This window comes from Ensifer sp. Root31, assembly GCF_001424825.1.
GTDB classification, from domain to species: domain Bacteria; phylum Pseudomonadota; class Alphaproteobacteria; order Rhizobiales; family Rhizobiaceae; genus Ensifer; species Ensifer canadensis.
This window is the reverse complement of sequence record NZ_LMCO01000034.1, coordinates 214024-232785: the sequence shown is the minus strand read 5'-3', so window position 1 is coordinate 232785 and position 18762 is coordinate 214024. Positions and strand designations below refer to the sequence as shown.

Annotated in this window: 16 protein-coding genes; 12 read left to right on the top strand and 4 right to left on the bottom strand. The window is 62.7% G+C overall.

Translation table 11 applies throughout. The features are described from left to right. Position 1: 1 nt before the first annotated feature. Positions 2 to 1093 (bottom strand): ABC transporter ATP-binding protein, encoded by a 1092-nt coding sequence (locus ASD00_RS25625; RefSeq protein ID WP_057209940.1) that lies wholly within the window; start codon positions 1091 to 1093, stop codon positions 2 to 4. 166 nt (positions 1094 to 1259) lie between these two features. Here ASD00_RS25625 and ASD00_RS25620 point away from each other — a divergent pair, with 166 nt between their 5' ends. The 8 genes from ASD00_RS25620 to ASD00_RS25585 all read left to right on the top strand — a co-directional run bounded on the left by ASD00_RS25620 (position 1260) and on the right by ASD00_RS25585 (position 10971). Further along, complete coding sequence (locus ASD00_RS25620; protein ID WP_082523732.1) at positions 1260 to 2339, top strand: spermidine/putrescine ABC transporter substrate-binding protein; 1080 nt, start codon at positions 1260 to 1262, stop codon at positions 2337 to 2339. 122 nt (positions 2340 to 2461) lie between these two features. Continuing rightward, positions 2462 to 3316: a MurR/RpiR family transcriptional regulator gene (locus ASD00_RS25615; protein ID WP_057209938.1), complete on the top strand. Its 855-nt coding sequence runs from the start codon at positions 2462 to 2464 to the stop codon at positions 3314 to 3316. Positions 3317 to 3771: 455 nt separating this feature from the next. Beyond that, entirely contained in the window at positions 3772 to 4608 is an 837-nt protein-coding gene (locus ASD00_RS25610; protein WP_082523731.1) for a MurR/RpiR family transcriptional regulator, read from the top strand. A 24-nt stretch (positions 4609 to 4632) separates the two neighbouring features. Next, the gene (locus ASD00_RS25605; RefSeq protein WP_082523730.1) at positions 4633 to 5754 is read left to right on the top strand and encodes an ABC transporter substrate-binding protein; all 1122 of its coding nucleotides are present in this window, start codon (positions 4633 to 4635) and stop codon (positions 5752 to 5754) included. A gap of 117 nt (positions 5755 to 5871) precedes the next feature. Continuing rightward, positions 5872 to 7557 carry an iron ABC transporter permease gene (locus tag ASD00_RS25600; protein WP_128090415.1) on the top strand — a complete coding sequence of 562 codons (1686 nt, stop codon included), beginning with the start codon at positions 5872 to 5874 and terminating at the stop codon, positions 7555 to 7557. Beyond that, the gene (locus tag ASD00_RS25595) at positions 7554 to 8654 is read left to right on the top strand and encodes an ABC transporter ATP-binding protein (protein ID WP_057209935.1); all 1101 of its coding nucleotides are present in this window, start codon (positions 7554 to 7556) and stop codon (positions 8652 to 8654) included. The genes ASD00_RS25600 and ASD00_RS25595 overlap by 4 nt, the downstream gene beginning before the upstream one ends. Continuing rightward, on the top strand, positions 8651 to 9256 hold the full coding sequence (locus tag ASD00_RS25590) for a histidine phosphatase family protein (protein ID WP_025429367.1): 606 nt from the start codon (positions 8651 to 8653) through the stop codon (positions 9254 to 9256). Before ASD00_RS25595 ends, ASD00_RS25590 begins: the two co-directional genes overlap by 4 nt. Before the next feature lie 29 nt (positions 9257 to 9285). Then, entirely contained in the window at positions 9286 to 10971 is a 1686-nt protein-coding gene (locus tag ASD00_RS25585) for a Na/Pi cotransporter family protein (protein ID WP_057209933.1), read from the top strand. Between the two features lie 109 nt (positions 10972 to 11080). On the opposite strand, the gene ASD00_RS25580 is transcribed toward ASD00_RS25585, so the two are convergent. Beyond that, positions 11081 to 11332, bottom strand: a complete 252-nt coding sequence (locus ASD00_RS25580) for a hypothetical protein (RefSeq protein ID WP_025429365.1) — start codon at positions 11330 to 11332, stop codon at positions 11081 to 11083. A gap of 369 nt (positions 11333 to 11701) precedes the next feature. Between ASD00_RS25580 and ASD00_RS25575 the strand changes: the two genes are divergently transcribed. Next, entirely contained in the window at positions 11702 to 12124 is a 423-nt protein-coding gene (locus ASD00_RS25575) for a RidA family protein (RefSeq protein WP_025429364.1), read from the top strand. Between the two features lie 196 nt (positions 12125 to 12320). Next, positions 12321 to 13292 carry a 3'-5' exonuclease gene (locus ASD00_RS25570; RefSeq protein WP_057209932.1) on the top strand — a complete coding sequence of 324 codons (972 nt, stop codon included), beginning with the start codon at positions 12321 to 12323 and terminating at the stop codon, positions 13290 to 13292. A gap of 256 nt (positions 13293 to 13548) precedes the next feature. Here the strand turns inward: ASD00_RS25570 and dinB are convergent, their stop codons facing one another. After that, positions 13549 to 14589: a DNA polymerase IV gene (gene dinB / locus ASD00_RS25565; protein ID WP_225906267.1), complete on the bottom strand. Its 1041-nt coding sequence runs from the start codon at positions 14587 to 14589 to the stop codon at positions 13549 to 13551. A gap of 100 nt (positions 14590 to 14689) precedes the next feature. After that, positions 14690 to 16756: an ATP-dependent helicase gene (locus tag ASD00_RS25560; protein ID WP_057209930.1), complete on the bottom strand. Its 2067-nt coding sequence runs from the start codon at positions 16754 to 16756 to the stop codon at positions 14690 to 14692. 406 nt (positions 16757 to 17162) lie between these two features. On the opposite strand from ASD00_RS25560, the gene recX reads away from it, so the two are divergent. Both recX and ASD00_RS25550 read left to right on the top strand, forming a co-directional pair. Then, complete coding sequence (gene recX, locus ASD00_RS25555) at positions 17163 to 17675, top strand: recombination regulator RecX (protein ID WP_057210112.1); 513 nt, start codon at positions 17163 to 17165, stop codon at positions 17673 to 17675. A 373-nt stretch (positions 17676 to 18048) separates the two neighbouring features. Next, entirely contained in the window at positions 18049 to 18729 is a 681-nt protein-coding gene (locus ASD00_RS25550; RefSeq protein WP_244496127.1) for a L,D-transpeptidase, read from the top strand. Positions 18730 to 18762 lie beyond the last annotated feature (33 nt).

The window sequence follows — 18762 nt, the reverse complement described above, 5'->3', positions numbered from 1 at the left end:
GTCACGCCTCCGCGCAAGGGTGAATGAGGTGTACGGCTGCCGGGTCATAGGCGAGCCGGGCGCGGCGCGTCCGCTCGATGTCGCCGATCAGGCTGCGACGGCCGGCGGGGATCTCGGCGACGATCTTTCTGCCCGCCTGTGTGCGGCCGAACAGCTCGAACGTCGAGCCGACGAAGACGATGGCTTCCAGGTCGATGTGGAGACAGGGAAAGGGCTCGGCTTCATCGGCGAGGAAGAACTGCTCAGGCCGGATCAGCGCCGTCGCTGCACCCGATGCCGCTGACGGCGTTCGCCGATGGCGGATTTCCGTACCGTCGCTGGTCATCAACCGGTCGCCATCGATCCTGCCTTCGAAGAGATTGCTTGCACCGATGAACGTCGCGACGAAACTGTTGACCGGGCGGTCATAGATCGCGCGGGGCGTATCGAGCTGCTGGATGCGCCCACCCGAAAGAACGGCGACGCGATCCGACATGGTGAGCGCTTCCTGCTGGTCGTGCGTCACGAAGATGAAGGAGATGCCGAGCTCGTGCTGCAGTGTCTTCAGCTCTATCTGCATGGCCTGGCGCAGGTTCTTGTCGAGGGCCGAAAGCGGCTCGTCGAGCAAAAGCAGTTTGGGACGCGCGATGATGGCACGCGCAAGCGCGACCCGTTGCTGCTGGCCGCCGGAAAGCTGGCGCGGGCGCCGGCCCTCCATGCCCTCAAGGCCCACCATCTTCAGGGCGGCTGCCACCTGCTCGCGCCGCCTGGCCTTGGCGACGCCGGCGACCTCAAGCGCATAGGCGGTGTTTTCACCGACCGTCATGTGCGGGAAGAGCGCGTAGTTCTGGAAGACCGTGTTGACGGGGCGGCGATAGGGTGGCCTGTCGGTCATGTCCTCCGCGTCGATCAGGATGCGTCCGCCGTCGAGCTCGACGAAGCCGCTGATCGCCTGCAGCAACGTGGTCTTGCCGCAGCCGGATGGTCCGAGAAGCGTGAGGAACTCGTTGCGCCGCACCTGAAGATCGATGGCATCAAGCGCTGTCACGCTCCCGCCTTCCGGAGTGGCGAAGGCTTTGCTCGCCCCCTCCAGCCGGACAATGGAATCCTGCATCTGTCATTCCCCAAAATGTTATTTAAATAACGCTTGTGCGTTTTGGATATATGGATACCATTTACTCATCGGTGTCAACGGCCGCAGAAGCCGGAGCCGGCAAGGACCAGGGAACGGTCCGATCCTGGGGGCGCAAGTCCCCACGAACCATCAGAGGAGACTATCTATGACGAAAGCAAGCCGCGTCGTCCGGGCGACCAGGGCCAAACTCTTCGGCCCCGCACGGGCCGCCGCATTCTCGCTGTCCGCCTTGATCGCCATGACCGGCCTCGGCCATGCCGCCGAGCTCAACATCTACAACTGGGGCGAATACATCAATCCGGCGGTCCTGAAGAAGTTCGAGGAGGAGACCCAGATCAAGGTCAACCTCTCCACCTATTCCTCCAACGAGGAGATGCTGGCGAAGATCCAGGGCGGCGCGACCGGCTATGACGTCGTCTTTCCGTCGGTGCACATGCAGGACATCATGTCCAAGCTCGACCTTCTGGAGAAAACCGACATCAATGCCTATGAAGGTTTCAAGAACATCGACCCGGCGTTCCTGAGGGCTAAGAGCGACCCCAAGGGCGAGTTTTGCCTGCCCTACGCCTTCGGAACCGTCGGCATCGTCTACAACCGCAAGGTCCTGGGCAAGGACGTCGTCGGCTGGAAGGACCTGATTGCGACCGTCAAGGAAAAGGGGCTGAAGTTCACTCTGCTCGACGACATGCGCGAGGTTCTGGCCGTGGGCTTGATCCTCAACGGCCACAAGGTCAACTCGACCGACCCCGCCGAGCTGCAGCAGGCGGCCGATACGATCATCGCGATGAAACCTGACGTCGCTGCCTTCACCTACGATACCCGGCCGATGGTGCAGTCCGGCGACGTCGCCGCCGGTCATTTCTTCGTCGGCGCGATGGTCGACGTCTTTGCCAACCAGAAGGACCTTGGCTACGTGATCCCCGAGGAAGGCGCGACCATGTACCAGGAGGATATCTGCGTCCTGAAGACCGCGCCGAACAAGGATAGCGCCATTAAGTTCCTGCAGTTCTACACCCGTCCGGAAGTCGCCGCGCTCAACGTCTCCCAGCAGACCAACGGCACCGCCAACGTACCGGCACGGCAATTGACCCCCGACCAGATCAAGAATAGCAAGGAAATCAATCCGACGCCCGAAACGATGCAACGGCTCCAGATCTTCGAGGACCTGGGCTCCGGCGTGCGCCAGCTCGATCGTGTCTGGACGAAGGTGAAGACGGCGCAGTAGCGGCGACAAAGATCGGCAATTCCGCCCGCCTGCCGCAAGTTAAAAGGCCTTGCAGCGTCGTTTGCGCGTCATATCCGACGCGCGGCGCTGTCAGCGGGCGGAAGTATCTCCGGGGAGGGGACGTGGCACAACGAATCCTGAAGCTCGTGCAGAGCGAGGAACTCAGGCGGTCGAAATCCGACAAGCTGATTGCCCATTACATCGAGCGCAATCTGGCGGAGATCCCGTTCGAAACGGCAAAGTCGATCGCAAGCCGTCTCGAGCTGTCGCCGATGACCGTCGGGCGCTACCTCCGGCGCATGGGCTTCGACGGCCTCGACCAGCTGAAGCACGAGCTGCGGCGCGGCAGCTCCAACCCGGCCTGGCAGGTGAAGGGTCCGGTCGACAGGCTGCGCGAAGACATTCGCGAGGGCAAGCTGCTTGCAGGCTTGATTCAGGAGCAGATCAACAATCTCGGCATGGTCTACGAGTTGACGACCTCGCCGGAATGGCAGCAGGCGATCGACGCGCTGATCGGTGCCAGCGAAGTCTATGTCGCCGCCTATCAGAACGTGCGCGGTATCGCTCAGTATTTTGCCAGCCAGCTCTCCTATACCCGCTCGCGGGTGCAATTCGTCGATGGCCTGAACGGAACCTATTCGGAACTGCTCGATGGTTCGGTGGAGGGCCGCGTGCTCTTTCTGCACGACGTGCGCCGCTTTGCCGCCAAGGCGAAGCCGCTCGCGATGGAGGCGCGCCGGGCCGGCGTCAAGGTCATCCTCTACACGGACGAATATTGCCCCTGGGCAGCAGAGGTGTCGGATATCTGCCTTGTGGTCCCGGGCTCGCATGGCCCCCTGTGGGATGGTGCTGCCACGACTATTGCCGTCATGGACCTGATGCTCAGCAACATCATCGTCGTCCTGGGTGACGAGGTCAGCGAACGGGTCGGCATGCTGACGCGGCTGCAGGATGTGTTCGGCGATTTCGAGGCCTGAACGGTGCGAAGGGCGCTTCGCTTGCGCTCCTTCCCTCGTCGTCGCGGGAGCTCTGTTGCCTCGCTTCCCGGAAAGCTTCCCCACCGGTCGCCGTTGAACGTCGAGGCCGCCAGTGAATGTCATGCTGCCCGGGCCGATGCGTCGCTGCCGACAACCTTGCAGCCGCCCGCGCCTTCGACCGCCGTTCTGCAATGAGCGGCAGCACGGCGTCCATTCCTTTGCGGGTCTTTGCAAAGATTTTTGTCGGCGACGTTCCACACTGTCGCAAGCGCCAGTTTTCTGCCCACTTTGGCGTGGATTTCGTCCGATAGCCGCGGGAAACCCTAGAGATTAGACTGATTTTCGAGTGCTGGGCCAAGCCTTGCAGAGCCTTGCAAGGATTCTTGCGGGTGTCGCCTTGACTGCAAGGTCGTTTGCTTGAACGATGTGTCATGCAAAGAAACTTGTAGAGCGCCATGACACTCATCGATCGCATAAAGGCACAATCGAAAAGGCTGACCGAGGCCGACCAAAAGCTGATCGCGACGATGCTCGAGAACCGGGCGGAGGCTGCGTTTCTGTCCGGCCCGCAGCTGTCGCAGCGGGCCAGCGTTCATGAGGCGACGGTCACCCGTTTGGCGCAGAAGCTGGGTTACCGCGGCTTTCCGGATCTGCGCGCACAGCTGCAGCGCGAGGTGCTTGATGATCAGGATGCCGCGACCCGCATGCGCCGCTCGGTCGCCAAGGTCGAGCACGGCGATTATCTGACCGATCTGATTGCCGCGGAGATTTCGGCCCTGGAAACGCTCGCGCGCTCGGTGCCGCAAAGTGATGTGGATCTCGCTGCCGACATCATCTTCGAAGGGCGCCGGGTGTTCGTGTTTGGCCAGGGGCACGCACAGTCCGTCGCCGGCTTCCTGCAGCGTCGCCTCGACCGGTTCGGCATGACGACGATCGCGCTCACCGGCCGCGGCCGGGACATCGCCGAGCGCATGGTCAGCATGGACAAGAGCGACGTCGTCATTGCGCTCGCCTTTCGCAAGCAGCCGCAAAGCTATGCGCCGCTGGTGCAGCATGCCCGGCGCGTCGGCGCGCGAACGATTTTGATTTCGGACCTTGCCGGACCGCTGATGGAGCCGATTGCGGACTTGATGCTGGCCGCGCCGCGGGGGCGTTCGGGAAGCGAGTTTCAGACACCGACCATCCCCTTTGCCATCGTCAACGGCATCGTCCTGACGATTGCCGGCAGGCATGAACGCGAGGTGATCGGCAGGCTGGAGAAACTGTCGGAGCTGTTCAACGACTTTGATTGAGTGGGGAAAATGGAGGAGGAAACCATGTTGAAGCGACTGATGAAGTCCGCACTTGCGGCCTGTGTCGTGCTGCCCACGGCAGCAATGGCGGCAGATCTGGATAGCATGACGCCCGAACAACTGCTGCCGCTTGCGCAGAAGGAGGGCAGCGTCACCGTCTTTTCGTTGTCGAGCCGGATCGCCAAGATCGAGAAAGCCTTCGAGGAGGCCTATCCGGGCGTCGACCTGATCGGCCTCGACATGAGCTCGACAAAGCAGATCGCGCGTCTGGAGGCAGAGCAGCAGGCAGGCGTTCATGCCGTCGACGTGCTCTATATCGCCGACACGCCCGTCGTCTTCAGCAAGCTTCTCGAAGCCAAGCGCATCGTCAACTATGTGCCGCCGCGCGTCGCCGCCCAGATCGACGATCGCTACAAGGGGCCGCTGCTCACCCAGCGTCTTTCGACCAAGGTGCTGATGTACAACGAGAAAGCCTTTCCCGGGGGTTCACCGGTTACCAACCTGTGGCAGCTGACCCAGCCGGAGTGGCAGGGCAAGGTGCTGATGGTCGATCCGAGCCAGCGCGGCGAACTGCTCGACCTCCTGACGGAGATTGCGCTCCATCCGGATGAGATGGCCGCGGCCTACAAGGCGCAGTTCGGCAAGGACATTGCCGTTGATGCCGATCTTCAGGGCGCCGGCGAGCAGTTCATCAAGGACCTCTTTGCCAACGACCTGATCCTCGTCCCCAATAGCGACGTGCTCAACAAGTCCGTCGGCGATGCCACTGCCAAGAACCCTCCCGTCGGCTTCGGCACCTATTCGGACCGGCGTGACAATGAGAAGGAAGGCTGGGCACTGCAAGTCGCCAACAATGTCGAGCCCGCCAACGGCATCCTGTTTCCGGCCGTTCTGACGATTGCTGAAAAGGCGCCGCATCCGGCCGCCGCCCGGTTGCTGATCGACTTCATGTTCGGCGACGACACGCCGACGGGAGGTGCCGGCTTCGAGCCGTTCAACGTTCCCGGCGACTATGCCACGCGCACGACCATCGCCCACCATCCGGACTCCGTCAAACTCGGCGAGCTGAAGGCCTGGACCATCGACCCGGCAAAGACCGCCGCTGCCCGCGGGCGCGTCTCCGATCTCATCATCACGCTTCAATAACGGGCTTATTGCCGGCGCAACTTAGGCTGCGCCGGCAAATGCCGAGGTTCGCAAATGACATTCATATCGACCTTTGCGCCATCGGGCGGTCGCCGGCTGCTCCGATCAGGCTTCGTCATGCCGGCAATCCTCGTTGCCATCGTCGCCATCCTGGTGGTGGCGCCGCTTGTGCGCATCCTTCTGTCGACGCTCACCCCTGCAGGCATCGGGGCCTGGCAGGCGGTGCTCTTCAGCCCGCTGTCCTTCAATCTTTGGTGGCGCCCCCTGTTCAACACCATGGTCCTCGGCTTCGGGGTCGCCAGCGGCTGTCTTATCCTCGGCGGGTTTCTGGCCTGGCTGGTGGTCCTGACCGACGTGCCGGGACGTCGCCTGCTCGGACTGATGGGGACCTTGCCCTACATGATCCCGAGCTTCGCCGCGGCGCTTGCCTGGGGGACGCTGTTTCGAAACTCACGGCTCGGCGGCTCCGCCGGCTTCTTCGAAACCAATGGCCTTGCCATTCCCGACTGGCTCGCCTGGGGGCTGGTGCCGACCGCGATCGTGCTGATCGCCCACTATTATTCGCTGGCCTATGCGATTATCGCAGCGGCCCTGAGTTCGGTCGGCGCCGATCTCGTTGAAGCCGGTCAGATGGCTGGTGCGAAGCGTCCGCGTATCTTCTTCGGCATCATCCTGCCCGTCGTCACGCCGGCGCTGATCGCTGCCGCTTCGCTTACCTTCGCCGGCGCCGTTGCCAATTTCGCCGCACCTGCGCTCCTGGGATTGCCGGTGCGCATGCAGACGCTTTCGACCCGCCTCTTCGGCATGATCGAAACCGGCCAGAACGAGCGCGGCTTCGTGCTTGCGCTGTTGCTGATCGCCGTTTCCGCACTGTTCCTGTGGATATCGGACCGCATCGTCTCCGGCCGCAAGGCTTTCATCACGGTCACCGGCAAGGGCGGACGCACGAAACGGTTTCCCCTTGGCGCCTGGCGCTGGCCGCTCTTTGCCGTCGCCGTGCTCGTCGGTCTTCTGACCACGGTGACGCCGGTCCTGGTGCTTGCGGCCTCAAGCCTTGCGCCTCAAAGCGGGGCCCTGTTTTCGAACTGGACGCTGCATTTCTGGATCGGCGAAGGCGGCGGCGAAATTGCCCAGGGGCAGGCGGGCATCTTCCGCAATCCCGTGCTGATCGACGCGATCTGGAATACCATCCGCCTCGGCCTTGTCGTCGCGCTGACGACGATGCTGCTTGGCCTCGCGCTCGCCTATACCATCGTCCAGCGCCGCGGCAGTCTGCTCGCCACGATCCTCAGCCAGCTTGCCTTCGTTCCGCTTCTGGTGCCGAGCATTGCCTTTGCAGCCGCCTATATCGCGCTCTTCGGTGCGCCGATTGGTCCGCTGCCTTCGCTTTACGGCACCTTCGCGTTGCTGGTGATTGCAGCCTCTGCCCACAATCTCCCCTTTGCCGTGCAGTCCGGCCGCTCGGTTCTCGGTCAGATCTCCGCCGACATCGAGGAAAGCGCGCGGCTGACCGGGGCCGGCCTGCTCCGGCGGCTGTTTGCGATCATCTTCCCGCTGGCGATCCGCGGCCTTTTTGCCGGTGCGATCCTCGTCTTCGTCAAGATGGTGCGCGATCTCTCGCTGGTCGTGCTGCTGTTCACCGCGACGTCGCCCGTACTCAGCATGGTCGCCTATCGTTATGCCGCCGAGGGCTTCATGCAGTTTGCCAACGCCATAACCCTCGTCATCCTTATCGTCTGCCTTGCGGCCTCGTTTCTGGCCCACGGCCTCCAGAACCGCGTCCAGAAATGGAAAGAGTCATGAACGCCCTAGCAACCGGCGCTGCGGACGCCATAGAGATCCGCAACCTCGTCAAACGATTTGGCGCCTTCACGGCGGTCAAGGATGTCAACATTTCGGTCCCGGCCGGCTCGTTCCTGGTACTCGTCGGCCCGTCCGGCTGCGGCAAGTCGACATTGCTGCGCATGTTGGCAGGCCTGGAAAGCCCGAGCGAAGGCGAGATCGCCTTTGTCGGCCAGACGGTCTCCAGTGGTGCGGGAGGCGTCATCGCCGACGCGGGGCGGCGCAACGCCGGCCTCGTCTTCCAGAGCTACGCCCTTTGGCCGCACATGACCGTCGCCGGCAACATTGCCTGGCCGTTGAAGGTCGCGCGATGGCCGCGCGAAAGACGCGACCGCCGCGTCAAGGAGGTGCTTGCCCTACTTGGCATTGGTGCCCTTGCCGAACGTTATCCAGCGGAAATCTCCGGCGGCCAGCAGCAGCGCGTGGCAATCGCCCGCACGATCGCGCCCGAACCCAGCATCCTGCTGTTCGACGAGCCGCTGTCGAACCTCGATGCCAAGCTGCGCATCGAGATGCGCAGCGAATTGATGCGGATACACCGGGCAACGGGCGCCACGTCGGTTTATGTCACCCACGACCAGGTGGAAGCGATGACCATGGCGACGCACGTCGCAGTGCTCAACAATGGTCGTGTCGAGCAGTTCGGCAAGCCGATCGAGCTGCTGCGCAACCCGGCAACGACCTTCGTCGCCACCTTTCTTGGCACGCCGCCGGCCAACCTCCTACCGGCGCGCCGGGTTGGAGAGACTTTCGTGTTCAATGATACGCCATTGGTGTCCGGCTCGATCGCCGCTGGCCATCCAGAGGTGCAGCTTCTCTATCGGGCCGAGGACGTCTGCGTCGGCGCGGTGCCGGACAAACCGTCGGTCACCGCGCGGTTTGCCGAGGCAGCACCGATCGCCGGACGCACGATGGTCACCGCCATGCTCGGCGATCTGCGCATCACCGGCATGGCGGAGGGTTACTTCAGCGCAATGCCCGGGGACGCCGTCACACTGTCATTCATCAGGACCCCTGACGCTGTCTTTGCCGTCAGCGGAGAAAGGATAAATCAATGAGGCTGATCCTCATGCGCCATGGCGAAACCGAGTGGAACGCCGAACAACGGCTGCAGGGCCAGGACAACTCGCTGCTGTCTGAACGCGGCGTTGCCCAGGTCCGGCGTTTCCGCCCCTATGCCAAGGCGCTGCAGCCCGCCCGTATCATCGCATCGGATCTCGGCCGGACGCGGCAGACCGTTGCGCTGATCGGACATCCGGACGCGCCGTCCGACGAGCGGTTTCGCGAGCTCGACATGGGCGAATGGACGGGGCGTCGCAAGCCGGAGCTGATCGCCGAACGTCCGGAGGACTACACCGCCTGGCGCGCCGGCACCTTCACGCCCGCCAATGCCGAAACCTGGATCGCCTTTCGCAATCGCGTTGCTGACGGGGTTCGTGACTGGATGTCGCGCACGGATGGCGACCTGCTGGTGGTCGCCCATGGCGGGGTCATTCGCGCAGCCTGCCACGAGTTTCTGGACCTGCCGCCCTCGCGCGTCGTTCCCGTGACGCCGGGCACGGCAACCATCCTGAATTTTCCCGTGCCGGACCGATCTGCAGCCCAGCTCGAAGGCTACAACATCGGATCTGTCGCTCCCGACATTTCCGTCGCCGATTGATCGCTTCGAGCGGAAGGGCCTCGCTGGACATGAATTCCGGAACGTTTGTCATTGTGGAGCTGCTCGGCGGCGTCGCGCTCCTGCTCTGGGGTGTGCGGATGGTTCGAACCGGCGTCATGCGGGGATGGGGCGATCGGCTGCAGCGGTTCGTCGAGCAGCGCCTGTCCAACCGGCTGACAGCATTCGGTGGCGGCATCGCCGCCACCGCCGTTCTCGGCAGCGCCACGGCCATGGCGTTGATAATAGCGGGTCTGGCAGGCGCCGGTGCGATCGGGGCGACGACAGGCCTTGCGGTTCTGCTCGGTGCCGATATCGGCTCGGCGCTCGTCTCCGGCCTTTTCGCATCGGGCTCGTCGCTGGCAACGACGATGGCGCCGCTTTTTCTGTTTGCCGGCTATCTCACCTTCGGAGCGTCGAGCGAGTTTCGCCCGCGAAACGCCGGCCGCATCATGATGGGGCTCGGCCTCATGTTGCTGGCACTGAAGGTCATCGTTTCGGCGACCGCTCCGCTGCGCGAGGCGACGCTGTTTCACGACGTTCTCGCCGCGATCGCCAATGAGCCGGTGCTCGGTTTCCTCGTCGGCGCCGGTCTCGCCTGGTTCTGCCATTCGACGCTCGCGGTCATCTTGTTAATCGCTTCGCTGCTGACCAATGGCAGTCTGGAAGTGGCCGGCGCCGTGCCCCTGATCCTCGGCGTCAATTTCGGCGGCGGCCTGCCGGCCGTCAGCGCGACCCTCGACCAGCCATCTGTCGCCCGAAGGCTCCCAGTCGCCAATCTGCTTTGCCGCGGCCTTCTGGCAATCGCGCTGCTGCCGTTGGCGCGACAGATCGTCGATGCTGCCGCCGGTGTGCCGCTGGACCCCTTGCATGTCGCGGTCGGACTCCATGCGGCGTTCAACTTGACGGTCGCCGCCGTGTTCCTGCCGATCTCCCCTGTCGTCGTGCGCTTCGTCGACCGGTTGATCCCCAATGCTTCGGCCGCCGATGATCCCTTGGCCACACCGCGCTATCTCGACAGCGCTTCGTTGACGACGCCGGCCGTCGCGCTTTCCAATGCCACGATCGAGACGATCCGGATGAGCGAACTGCTGGAGCGCATGTTCAAGATGTCGCTCACGGCGTTGTCGTCCAGTCGGTTGGAGACATTGAAGGAGGTCAACGCCATCGATTTCAAGCTCGGCACCTACATGGGGTCGGTCCATGCCTATCTCGGCCGGCTGGCCCAGGGCGAACTGTCGGGTGGCGATACGCGCCGCGCTTTTGAGATCATGCTTTTTGCCAGCAATCTCGAACATGCGGGTGATGTGATCAAGCTCAACCTCGCCGACCGCATCCGGGCAAAGATCAAGCAGGACATCCAGTTGGCGCCGAGCCAGCGCGAGGCCCTCGATATGCTCTGCGACGAGGTCGCGGTGTCATTACGCCTTGTGCCGGTGGCTCTTTCGTCGCGCGACGTCGGCGCTGCCGCCCGCCTGGCATCCCAGAAAGATCGCTTCCGCGCGCTCGAGGAGCGCGCGATCAATGAGCATCTCGGCCGGGAAGGCATGGAAAAGGGCGTCAGTCTTAGAAGCAATGCTCTGTTCATCGATCTTATTGGTGACCTGCACCGGATCAATTCGCACATAGCGGCCGCGGCTTACCCGCTGATCCAGGCGGCCGGCCTGTTGAACACCACCCGTCTTCGCACGTCTGCCCTCAGCGAGCGGCTGGCGTGAAAGTCGCCCCGGGCGCTTTCAATGGCGGGAGGTTCGACCCGGGAGCGGCGCCGGTCACTTTATCGGTCGTGGCGCCGTTCGGCCCGGAGCCGGAAAATATGGTAGCTCGTCAGTGCAGCGCCGAAGGCATCACGAACACGGACATGCCATCCTGCTCGACGGCGCTGAGAAATTCGGCGAGCGCTGCGGCATCCGTTGCGAAGAGATCCTCCCAGCGTGTCGACATGCCCTGGGTATCGATGACTTCCAGCGCCCACTCGTTGCCGTCCTCGATCCGGGAGATTTCGACGGTCACAGTGATGCCGTCGCGGGAGAACTCCTGCGAGAGCGGGGACAGGACGATTTTCGGTTCTTCGTTCATGGGGCACCTTTCGCTGTGATGCGGAGACGGTTGGACCGATTTGTCGAACCGACTGCCTAGCTACGCCATTGCTGTTAAAGCAATCAAGGCCGTCGTCGGGTTGGGCAAGAAGCTACCCGATCTGCCCTGTTCGAACGCAAGCAGTTCAATCATCGCGTCGCGCGGGATCCGGCACCCGTGACCGCCTGTGTCTAAATGCGAACGCTCGCAGCCAAAAAGAAATCCACTCGCCCGCGTCACGGGAAGCATTGCTGGATCGTCAAAACGATATGGAGCCTGAACGCGCTGTCCGGCACGCCGACCCACAACGTCGGCGATCCTCCATACGGCGTTTCCACGGCTTCGTCGTGCAACAACGGAAAGCAAAAAATGTCGTCTACAACTACAAAATCGCCTATTCGCCTTTTCAATCCTCCTGGGCTTTATGATGCATCGGTCAATGGTTACTCCCATGTCGGCCTGGTCCCGGCGGGCGTGCGGCTGGTCTTTGTCGCCGGCCAGGGAGGCGAGGACGTGCAAGGGGCTCTCGATCCGGATTTCCGACTGCAGGTCCGCCAGGCGCTCGCCAATCTGCGCACCGCGCTTGGTGCCGCGGGCGCTGATACAAGCGACATCGTCAAGCTGACGGTGCTGATCGTCGACCACTCCGAAGAACGGTTGCATATCTTCGGTGCTGAAATGGAAGCGGCGCTGGGTGAGGGCGCAAAACCCACATGCACACTGATCCCGGTGCCGCGGTTGGCGCTTGACGGGATGCTGTTCGAGATCGAGGCTGTTGCCGCGCTCGGCTAACCGGAACCATCGCGGGCGCCGTGAGTGGCGCCCGTTCGACCCTTCCGGGCCGAGATCTTGCCGCTTGGCGGTCCGCTCACAGGTTTTCCCGGGTTAAATCCGGCCCGCTCGCCACAGGTTGTTGACAGTGGGAGAAAGTGATGGCGCGATAGGCGCTCGGTCTTCCCTTTCGCCAAAAGTTCCGGGAGAAGGGCTGATGGCATTGCAATACGACATGTTTGTTTCGTCCGATCCGGACGAGAAGGGCGCACGCTCCAAGCGCGCGTCCTCACGCGCGGCTGCCGGCATGAGCGCCGGCGCCATGGTCGATCATCTGGAGGCGACGGGTCGCTACCGCGTTCTGCAAAAGCTGGAGCCGCGCCCCGTCGTGGCCGCGCCGCGCGCCGAGTTTCCGCTCGTCGGCGTCATCCTCGACACCGAGACCACCGGCCTCAACCATCGCAAGGACGAGATCATCGAGATCGGCGTCATTGCGTTCACCTTTGACGCTCACGGGGCCATCGGCGACGTGATCGACGTCTATGGCGGTCTGCGGCAGCCGAGCGGCTCCATTCCAGCCGAGATCACGCGCATCACCGGCATTACCGACGAAATGGTCGCCGGCGAAACCATCGATGTTGCCCGGCTTCAGGCGATCATTGAGCGCGCCGATCTGATCATCGCCCACAATGCCGGGTTCGACCGGCCGTTTTGCGAAGCTTTTTCGCCGATCTTCGAGAAGAAGGCCTGGGCCTGCTCGGTCTCCGAGATCGGCTGGAGCGACCGCGGCTTCGAGGGCACGAAGCTCGGCTACCTCATCGGCCAGGCGGGATATTTCCACGACGGCCACCGCGCCGTCGACGATTGTTTTGCCCTGCTCGAGGTGATTGCGGGCCCAGCCGATGATACGCAAGAGACACCTTTTGCCGAGCTCTACGCGGCAAGCCAGCGATCACGCGTTCGCCTCTATGCGGAAAACAGCCCCTTCGAAATGAAGGACCACCTGAAGGGCCGCGGCTATCGCTGGTCCGACGGCAGCGATGGGCGCCCAAAATCCTGGTGGATCGAGATCGGCGAAGAGGGGCTGGACGAGGAGCTGCGCTACCTCAGAACCGAAATCTATCGCTGGAACGAGGCCGATCCGCCGATGGTGCGGCTGACAGCCTTCGACCGCTTCAAGGTGCGCTGAGCCGCCTGACCGGCGCTCCACGCATGGCTGGTCTGCGAAGTCAGATCTACGAAATCGGTAGGTTTCTTGTATAGTCAACTCATCGAAGCGATGCATCTCCTCCCGCAGGACTTCGAGTGTGCAAGTGCTTTCTCCTCCTCCCAACGAGCGCTTGCCGGAATGGCGACACTCCTCCTCCCGGTTGCCATTCAATTCTTTTGAAAGCCTGCCGCACCTCCTCCCGCGGCAGGCTTTTTCTTTTGGCATGGGATAATCTTCAGAAAGAAAGTTCCAGCTGCGAGCGGGCTTCTTCCTCGTTGCCATTGAGCGACGATAGCGTGACCCCCAGCAGGCGTACGCCGCGCTTGAACGGATGGACCGATACCAGCAGCGAAACCGCAACCTCAAGGATCTCGGACGCTCCTGCGACCGGTGTGCCGAGCGTCCTGCTGCGTGTCGCCTGGGTAAAGTCTGAGTACTTCACCTTGACGGTCACCGTCTTTCCGCTGATCCCCTGCGCCTCGCAGTATCGCCAGACTTTGTCGGCCAATGGCAGCAACTCGGCACATGCCGGTTCGAACTCGAAAATATCCTCGACGAATGTGTCTTCCGCACCAACCGATTTGCGCACCCGGTCGGGCTGCACCCGTCGCTCGTCAATGCCGCGGGCGATGCCGTAGAAGTACGGGCCGGATTTGCCGAAATGCTCCTGCAGGAACGCCAGGGTCTGTTGTCGCAGGTCGAAGCCGGTTTCGATGCCCAGCCGCTTCATCCGCTCGGCCGTTGCCGGCCCGACGCCATGGAACTTTTTCACTGGAAGCGCTTCGACGAAAGCCGGCCCGTTCTTGGGCGTGATGACGAACAGCCCGTCCGGCTTTCGCTGGTCGCTCGCCATCTTGGCGAGGAACTTGTTGTAGCTGACGCCGGCCGAGGCCGTCAGGTTCGTCGTTGCCTTGATCTTCGCGCGGATCTCCTCGGCGATCTCGGTCGCGATCTCCATGCCCTTCAGATTGTCGGTCACGTCGAGATAGGCCTCATCGAGCGACAGGGGTTCGATGACAGGCGTATATTCGGCAAAAATCTCGCGGATCTGCTGCGACACGGCGCGATAGACGTCGAAGCGCGGCTTGACGAAGATGAGATCGGGGCATTTTCGCTTCGCAGTGACGGATGGCATGGCGGAATGGACGCCGAACTTGCGTGCCTCGTAACTTGCGGCGGCAACGACACCTCGCGCAGCCGCGCCGCCGACAGCCACCGGCTTGCCGCGCAGCTCCGGATTGTCGCGCTGTTCGACCGAAGCATAGAAGGCGTCCATATCGATATGGATGATCTTGCGCTGCCGCTCCGTTCCCGACGCATCGGCTGTAGTCTGTCTTCCGATCACGGTGTCGCTAGGCTCGGCCACGTGCCGCTCCTTACTTCCACATGGTCCGCATGCGCGCGCCCACATCGATGCGGATCTGCCTGGCGCTGCGCTCGGACGCTGAGGCGCTGACCACCGGCCAGGATGCCGTCTCGAAGAACTGCAGGAGCGTTGCCGGAATGAACCGCGTGCGCGAGGCGTAGACGTGGCGATCGCCCTGCGCATGCTGGCCGCTCGTGAAGAACCGCTGTGGGGTGATCAGCGTCAGGCTGTCCTTTGCCCGTGTCATGCCGACGTAGAGCAGCCGGCGCTCCTCTTCGATCTCATGCGTGGTGCCGACGCCAAGATCGGAGGGGATGCAGCCGTCGACGACATTGAGCATGAAGACCGAGCGCCATTCCTGCCCCTTGGCCGAATGGATCGTCGAAAGGATCAGATAGTCCTCGTCAAGCAGCGGCACGCCGGCCTGGTCGCTGGTCGCATCAGGCGGATCGAGCGTCAGTTCGGTCAGGAAGCGTTCCCGGCTCGGATAGCCGCCGGCGATCTGCTCCAGTTGCAGGAGGTCGGCCTTTCTGGTGTCCGCGTCCTCGTGGATGCGGTCGAGATGCGGCTCGTACCATTCGCGTGCCTGGGCAATTTCACCCGGCCAGCCGCCTGCCTGTTTGCGTAGCCCCTCGATCAGGGTGACGAAATCCCGCCAGTTGTCGCCGGACCGCGGCGGGGCGGGGATCTCCCCGAGGGCTGCCAGCGGTTCCGGGTCGGCGGCGATCGCGTCAAGGATCTTGCCGGCCGTCTGCGGGCCGACACCGGGGATCATGTGCAGCAGGCGAAAGCCGGCGACCCGATCCCGCGGGTTCTGCGCAAACCTGAGCACCGCCAGCATGTCCTTGACATGGGCGCTGTCGAGAAACTTCAGCCCGCCAAATTTCACGAAAGGGATATTGCGCCGGGTCAGCTCCACCTCGAGCGGCCCGCTGTGGTTCGACGAGCGAAACAGCACCGCCTGCTGCTTCAGCGTCATGCCGATCTCTCGGTTCTCCAGAACCTTCTCGACGATATAGCGCGCCTGGTCGGCTTCATCCGCGACCGCCAGCAGCTTGGGCCTTTCCGCCGACTGCCGCTCGGTCCAGAGGTTCTTGGTGAAGCGTTCCCGGGCGAGATCGATGACGCCGTTGGCAGCGGCAAGGATCGTCTGGGTGGAACGATAGTTTCGATCAAGCGTGATGACGTCGGCCGGAGGGGTGAACTCGCCCGGAAAATCCAGGATGTTGCGCACTGTCGCTGCCCGGAACGAATAGATCGACTGGGCATCGTCGCCCACGACCGTCAGGCCCCTGCCGCCTGGCTTCAACGCCATCAGCACGGATGATTGAAGCCGGTTGGTATCCTGATATTCGTCGACCAGCACATGGTCGAAACGGTTGCCGATGTCCTCGGCCAGTTCCGGCACGCTGACGGTCTGCGCCCAGTAGAGCAGCAGGTCGTCGTAATCGAGCACGTTCTGCGTCTGCTTTGCCTCGACATAACAGGAAAACAGCTGCTTCAACTGCTCCTCCCAACCGGAAACCCAGGGATAGTGCGCGCGCAAGACCTCGCTCAGCGGCGTCTCGGAGTTGACCGCCCGCGAGTAGATCGACAGGCAGGTGCCCTTGGTCGGGAAGCGGCTCTCGGTCTTCGAGAGGCCGAGCTCATGCCGGACAAGGTTCATCAGGTCGGCACTGTCTTCCCGGTCATGGATCGTGAAATCGACATTCAAGCCGATTTGCTCGGCATAGATGCGCAGCAGGCGCGCGCCGATGCCGTGGAATGTTCCGGCCCAGGTGAGCGCATCGGTGGCAACAGTGGCGTTTGCCCCAAGCACCTGGGCGCAGATGCGCTCGACCCGTCGCGCCATTTCGGAGGCCGCACGGCGCGAAAACGTCATCAGCAGGATGCGGCGGGGGTCGGCGCCATTGACGATGAGGTGGGCAACACGATGGGCGAGCGTATTCGTTTTGCCCGACCCGGCGCCGGCGATGATCAGGAGTGGCCCTGCAAGCGTTTCGCCGGGTGCGGTTACGCCAAATTCGACGGCATCGCGCTGTCGATCATTCAATTTTTCCAGATAGGCCGCCGCCACGCCGAAGTCCCCGGTAAGTCTCTGCCGATTCTACCTCTCGCGCTGAACGCTGGCACCGATTGCTCGGCCCTGCGGGCGACGCCGAGGCATCCCCGCGCTCGATATGAGAGATTCACGACGGGGAACGAATTAGGAACATATCAGCCGCAGATCACATTGCAAAGGCCCGGTTGGCAATGGCTGAAATGCCCATCGGTTTCCGGTCGCAAAATGCCGGGCTAGCGTTACCGCAATCAATCCCGCCCGTGGCGACTACCGAAGCGCCACGTTTGCGGCTATCTCTGTGGGCGAAATATCGCCCATCAAGCGCATCCCAAAAGAGCCCGCCCACCCTGTGACATCAAACGATCTACAAGCCGACGATCCGCCTTCTGACACGCCGCCCTCCGACGCGCCGACCGCGCGCATGCTGTCCTGGGCGCGCAATTCGGCGGTCTATCGCCTCGAACGACAGATGATGACGGAGAAACAGTTGTTCGACGCCATCACCCGGAAGGCGCGACAGAAGTTCGAGGATATCAGCCAGCAGCAGCTCAAGGCCGTTGCCGAGTTCGCGGTCAAGTTCGCCTATGATCTGAATGCCCTGAACGACGCGGATTATGCGCAGCTCAGCACGCAGTCGGCGGTGCGCAGCGGGAAGTCGAAACGGGCGATTGCGCAGAGGCTTTCGGCGAAGGGCATCGACAGGGAAACCGCCGCCGTGGCGCTGGAGGAGACCGACGATCTGTTTGCTGCCGTGGTCTTTGCTCGCAAGCGCGCTTTCGGCCCCTTCCGCCGCGGCGAGCTCGACGACAAGCGCAAGGCCAAGGAGCTGTCCGCATTCGCTCGCAACGGTTTCGGGTTCGAGATAGGCAGAAAAGTGTTCGAGATGAGCTCGGAGCAGGCCGAGAGTGTGCTGCGGAAGGACGCTTTCACCTAAAGCGCGTCGCGATTTCCAGGATTCGCTTGCGCGCTTTAAGCTCTTGTTTTTGTGCATGTCGTCATCGCAAAACCGCTGCGCACTTTTGCGCGATATGCTTTAGACCAACTGCTAGGCTGAACGCGACTTGCCGCTTCCGTCTGCCGTCAAGTTGACTCCCCGCTCGCGCCCGACCGGGTGAATTTTGCAACACTCAGTTGGCGGCGAGCGACTGGCGAGGATCATCCACCAAAGAGATCGGCTTTGACCACATTTCGGTCACGAATGGGACCAACAGCCACAACTCTCTCCTCGCATACATCCAACCCGGAATAAAAAAGTGTCTTTTCAATTGTCCCGCCGATCACTGCTTGCAGTGGTCGCAAGCTCTATTTTGAGCGCCTGCACACAGGTCCCCAAGCCCGGTCTCGAGCCAAATGCCGCCGATAAGACCAGCAAGGACGTCATCACCCCGCCAGAGAAGGCCCCGATCGAGCTTGAGCGCAAGGATGAGCCGCCGCCAAAGCTCGATTACGCCCAGATCTACGGTCCGGTCAAGGACGAGGGCTATGATGTTCCGGGGGTGCAGTTCGATGCGATAAAGCCGGAATTCCTGCGGCAGGAGGTCGCCTATGCGACCAACGAGCCGGCCTATTCGATCGTCGTCGATACGCAGAAGATGTTCCTCTACTGGGTGCTGCCCGGCGGCAAGGCGATCCGCTATGGCGTCGGTCTTGGCGCACAGGGACGCGCCTGGAAGGGCAGGGCGGTCGTGCACTGGAAGCGCAAGTGGCCGCGTTGGACGGTGCCGGACGACATGGTCGCGCGCCAGCCGCACCTGAAGAAATATGGCATCGAGGCGGGCGGCATGGATCCGGGCCTCAGCAATCCGCTCGGCGCGCGGGCGATGTATATCTTCCAGGATGGCCAGGATACGCTCTACCGCATCCATGGGTCGCCGCAGTGGCGCTCGATCGGCAAGAACGCTTCGGCCGGTTGCGTGCGGATGCTGCAGCAGGACGCAATCGACCTCTATAATCGCGTCCGGGGAAAGACGCCGCTGCTCGTCATCTGAGGCCAGCTGTCGACCGTGGGAGCGTTGAATGCT

Bases quoted from the DNA above. Each gene is read 5' to 3' on its own strand.
- ASD00_RS25585 (WP_057209933.1), top strand. From the start codon at position 9,286: ATGAATTCCGGAACGTTTGTCATTGTGGAGCTGCTCGGCGGCGTCGCG.
- recX (WP_057210112.1), top strand. From the start codon at position 17,163: ATGCTGTCCTGGGCGCGCAATTCGGCGGTCTATCGCCTCGAACGACAG.
- ASD00_RS25610 (WP_082523731.1), top strand. From the start codon at position 3,772: ATGACACTCATCGATCGCATAAAGGCACAATCGAAAAGGCTGACCGAG.
- ASD00_RS25625 (WP_057209940.1), bottom strand. From the start codon at position 1,093: ATGCAGGATTCCATTGTCCGGCTGGAGGGGGCGAGCAAAGCCTTCGCC.
- dinB (WP_225906267.1), bottom strand. From the start codon at position 14,589: ATGGACGCCTTCTATGCTTCGGTCGAACAGCGCGACAATCCGGAGCTG.
- ASD00_RS25570 (WP_057209932.1), top strand. From the start codon at position 12,321: ATGGCATTGCAATACGACATGTTTGTTTCGTCCGATCCGGACGAGAAG.
- ASD00_RS25580 (WP_025429365.1), bottom strand. From the start codon at position 11,332: ATGAACGAAGAACCGAAAATCGTCCTGTCCCCGCTCTCGCAGGAGTTC.
- ASD00_RS25600 (WP_128090415.1), top strand. From the start codon at position 5,872: ATGCCGGCAATCCTCGTTGCCATCGTCGCCATCCTGGTGGTGGCGCCG.
- ASD00_RS25575 (WP_025429364.1), top strand. From the start codon at position 11,702: ATGTCGTCTACAACTACAAAATCGCCTATTCGCCTTTTCAATCCTCCT.
- ASD00_RS25620 (WP_082523732.1), top strand. From the start codon at position 1,260: ATGACGAAAGCAAGCCGCGTCGTCCGGGCGACCAGGGCCAAACTCTTC.
- ASD00_RS25605 (WP_082523730.1), top strand. From the start codon at position 4,633: ATGTTGAAGCGACTGATGAAGTCCGCACTTGCGGCCTGTGTCGTGCTG.
- ASD00_RS25590 (WP_025429367.1), top strand. From the start codon at position 8,651: ATGAGGCTGATCCTCATGCGCCATGGCGAAACCGAGTGGAACGCCGAA.
- ASD00_RS25595 (WP_057209935.1), top strand. From the start codon at position 7,554: ATGAACGCCCTAGCAACCGGCGCTGCGGACGCCATAGAGATCCGCAAC.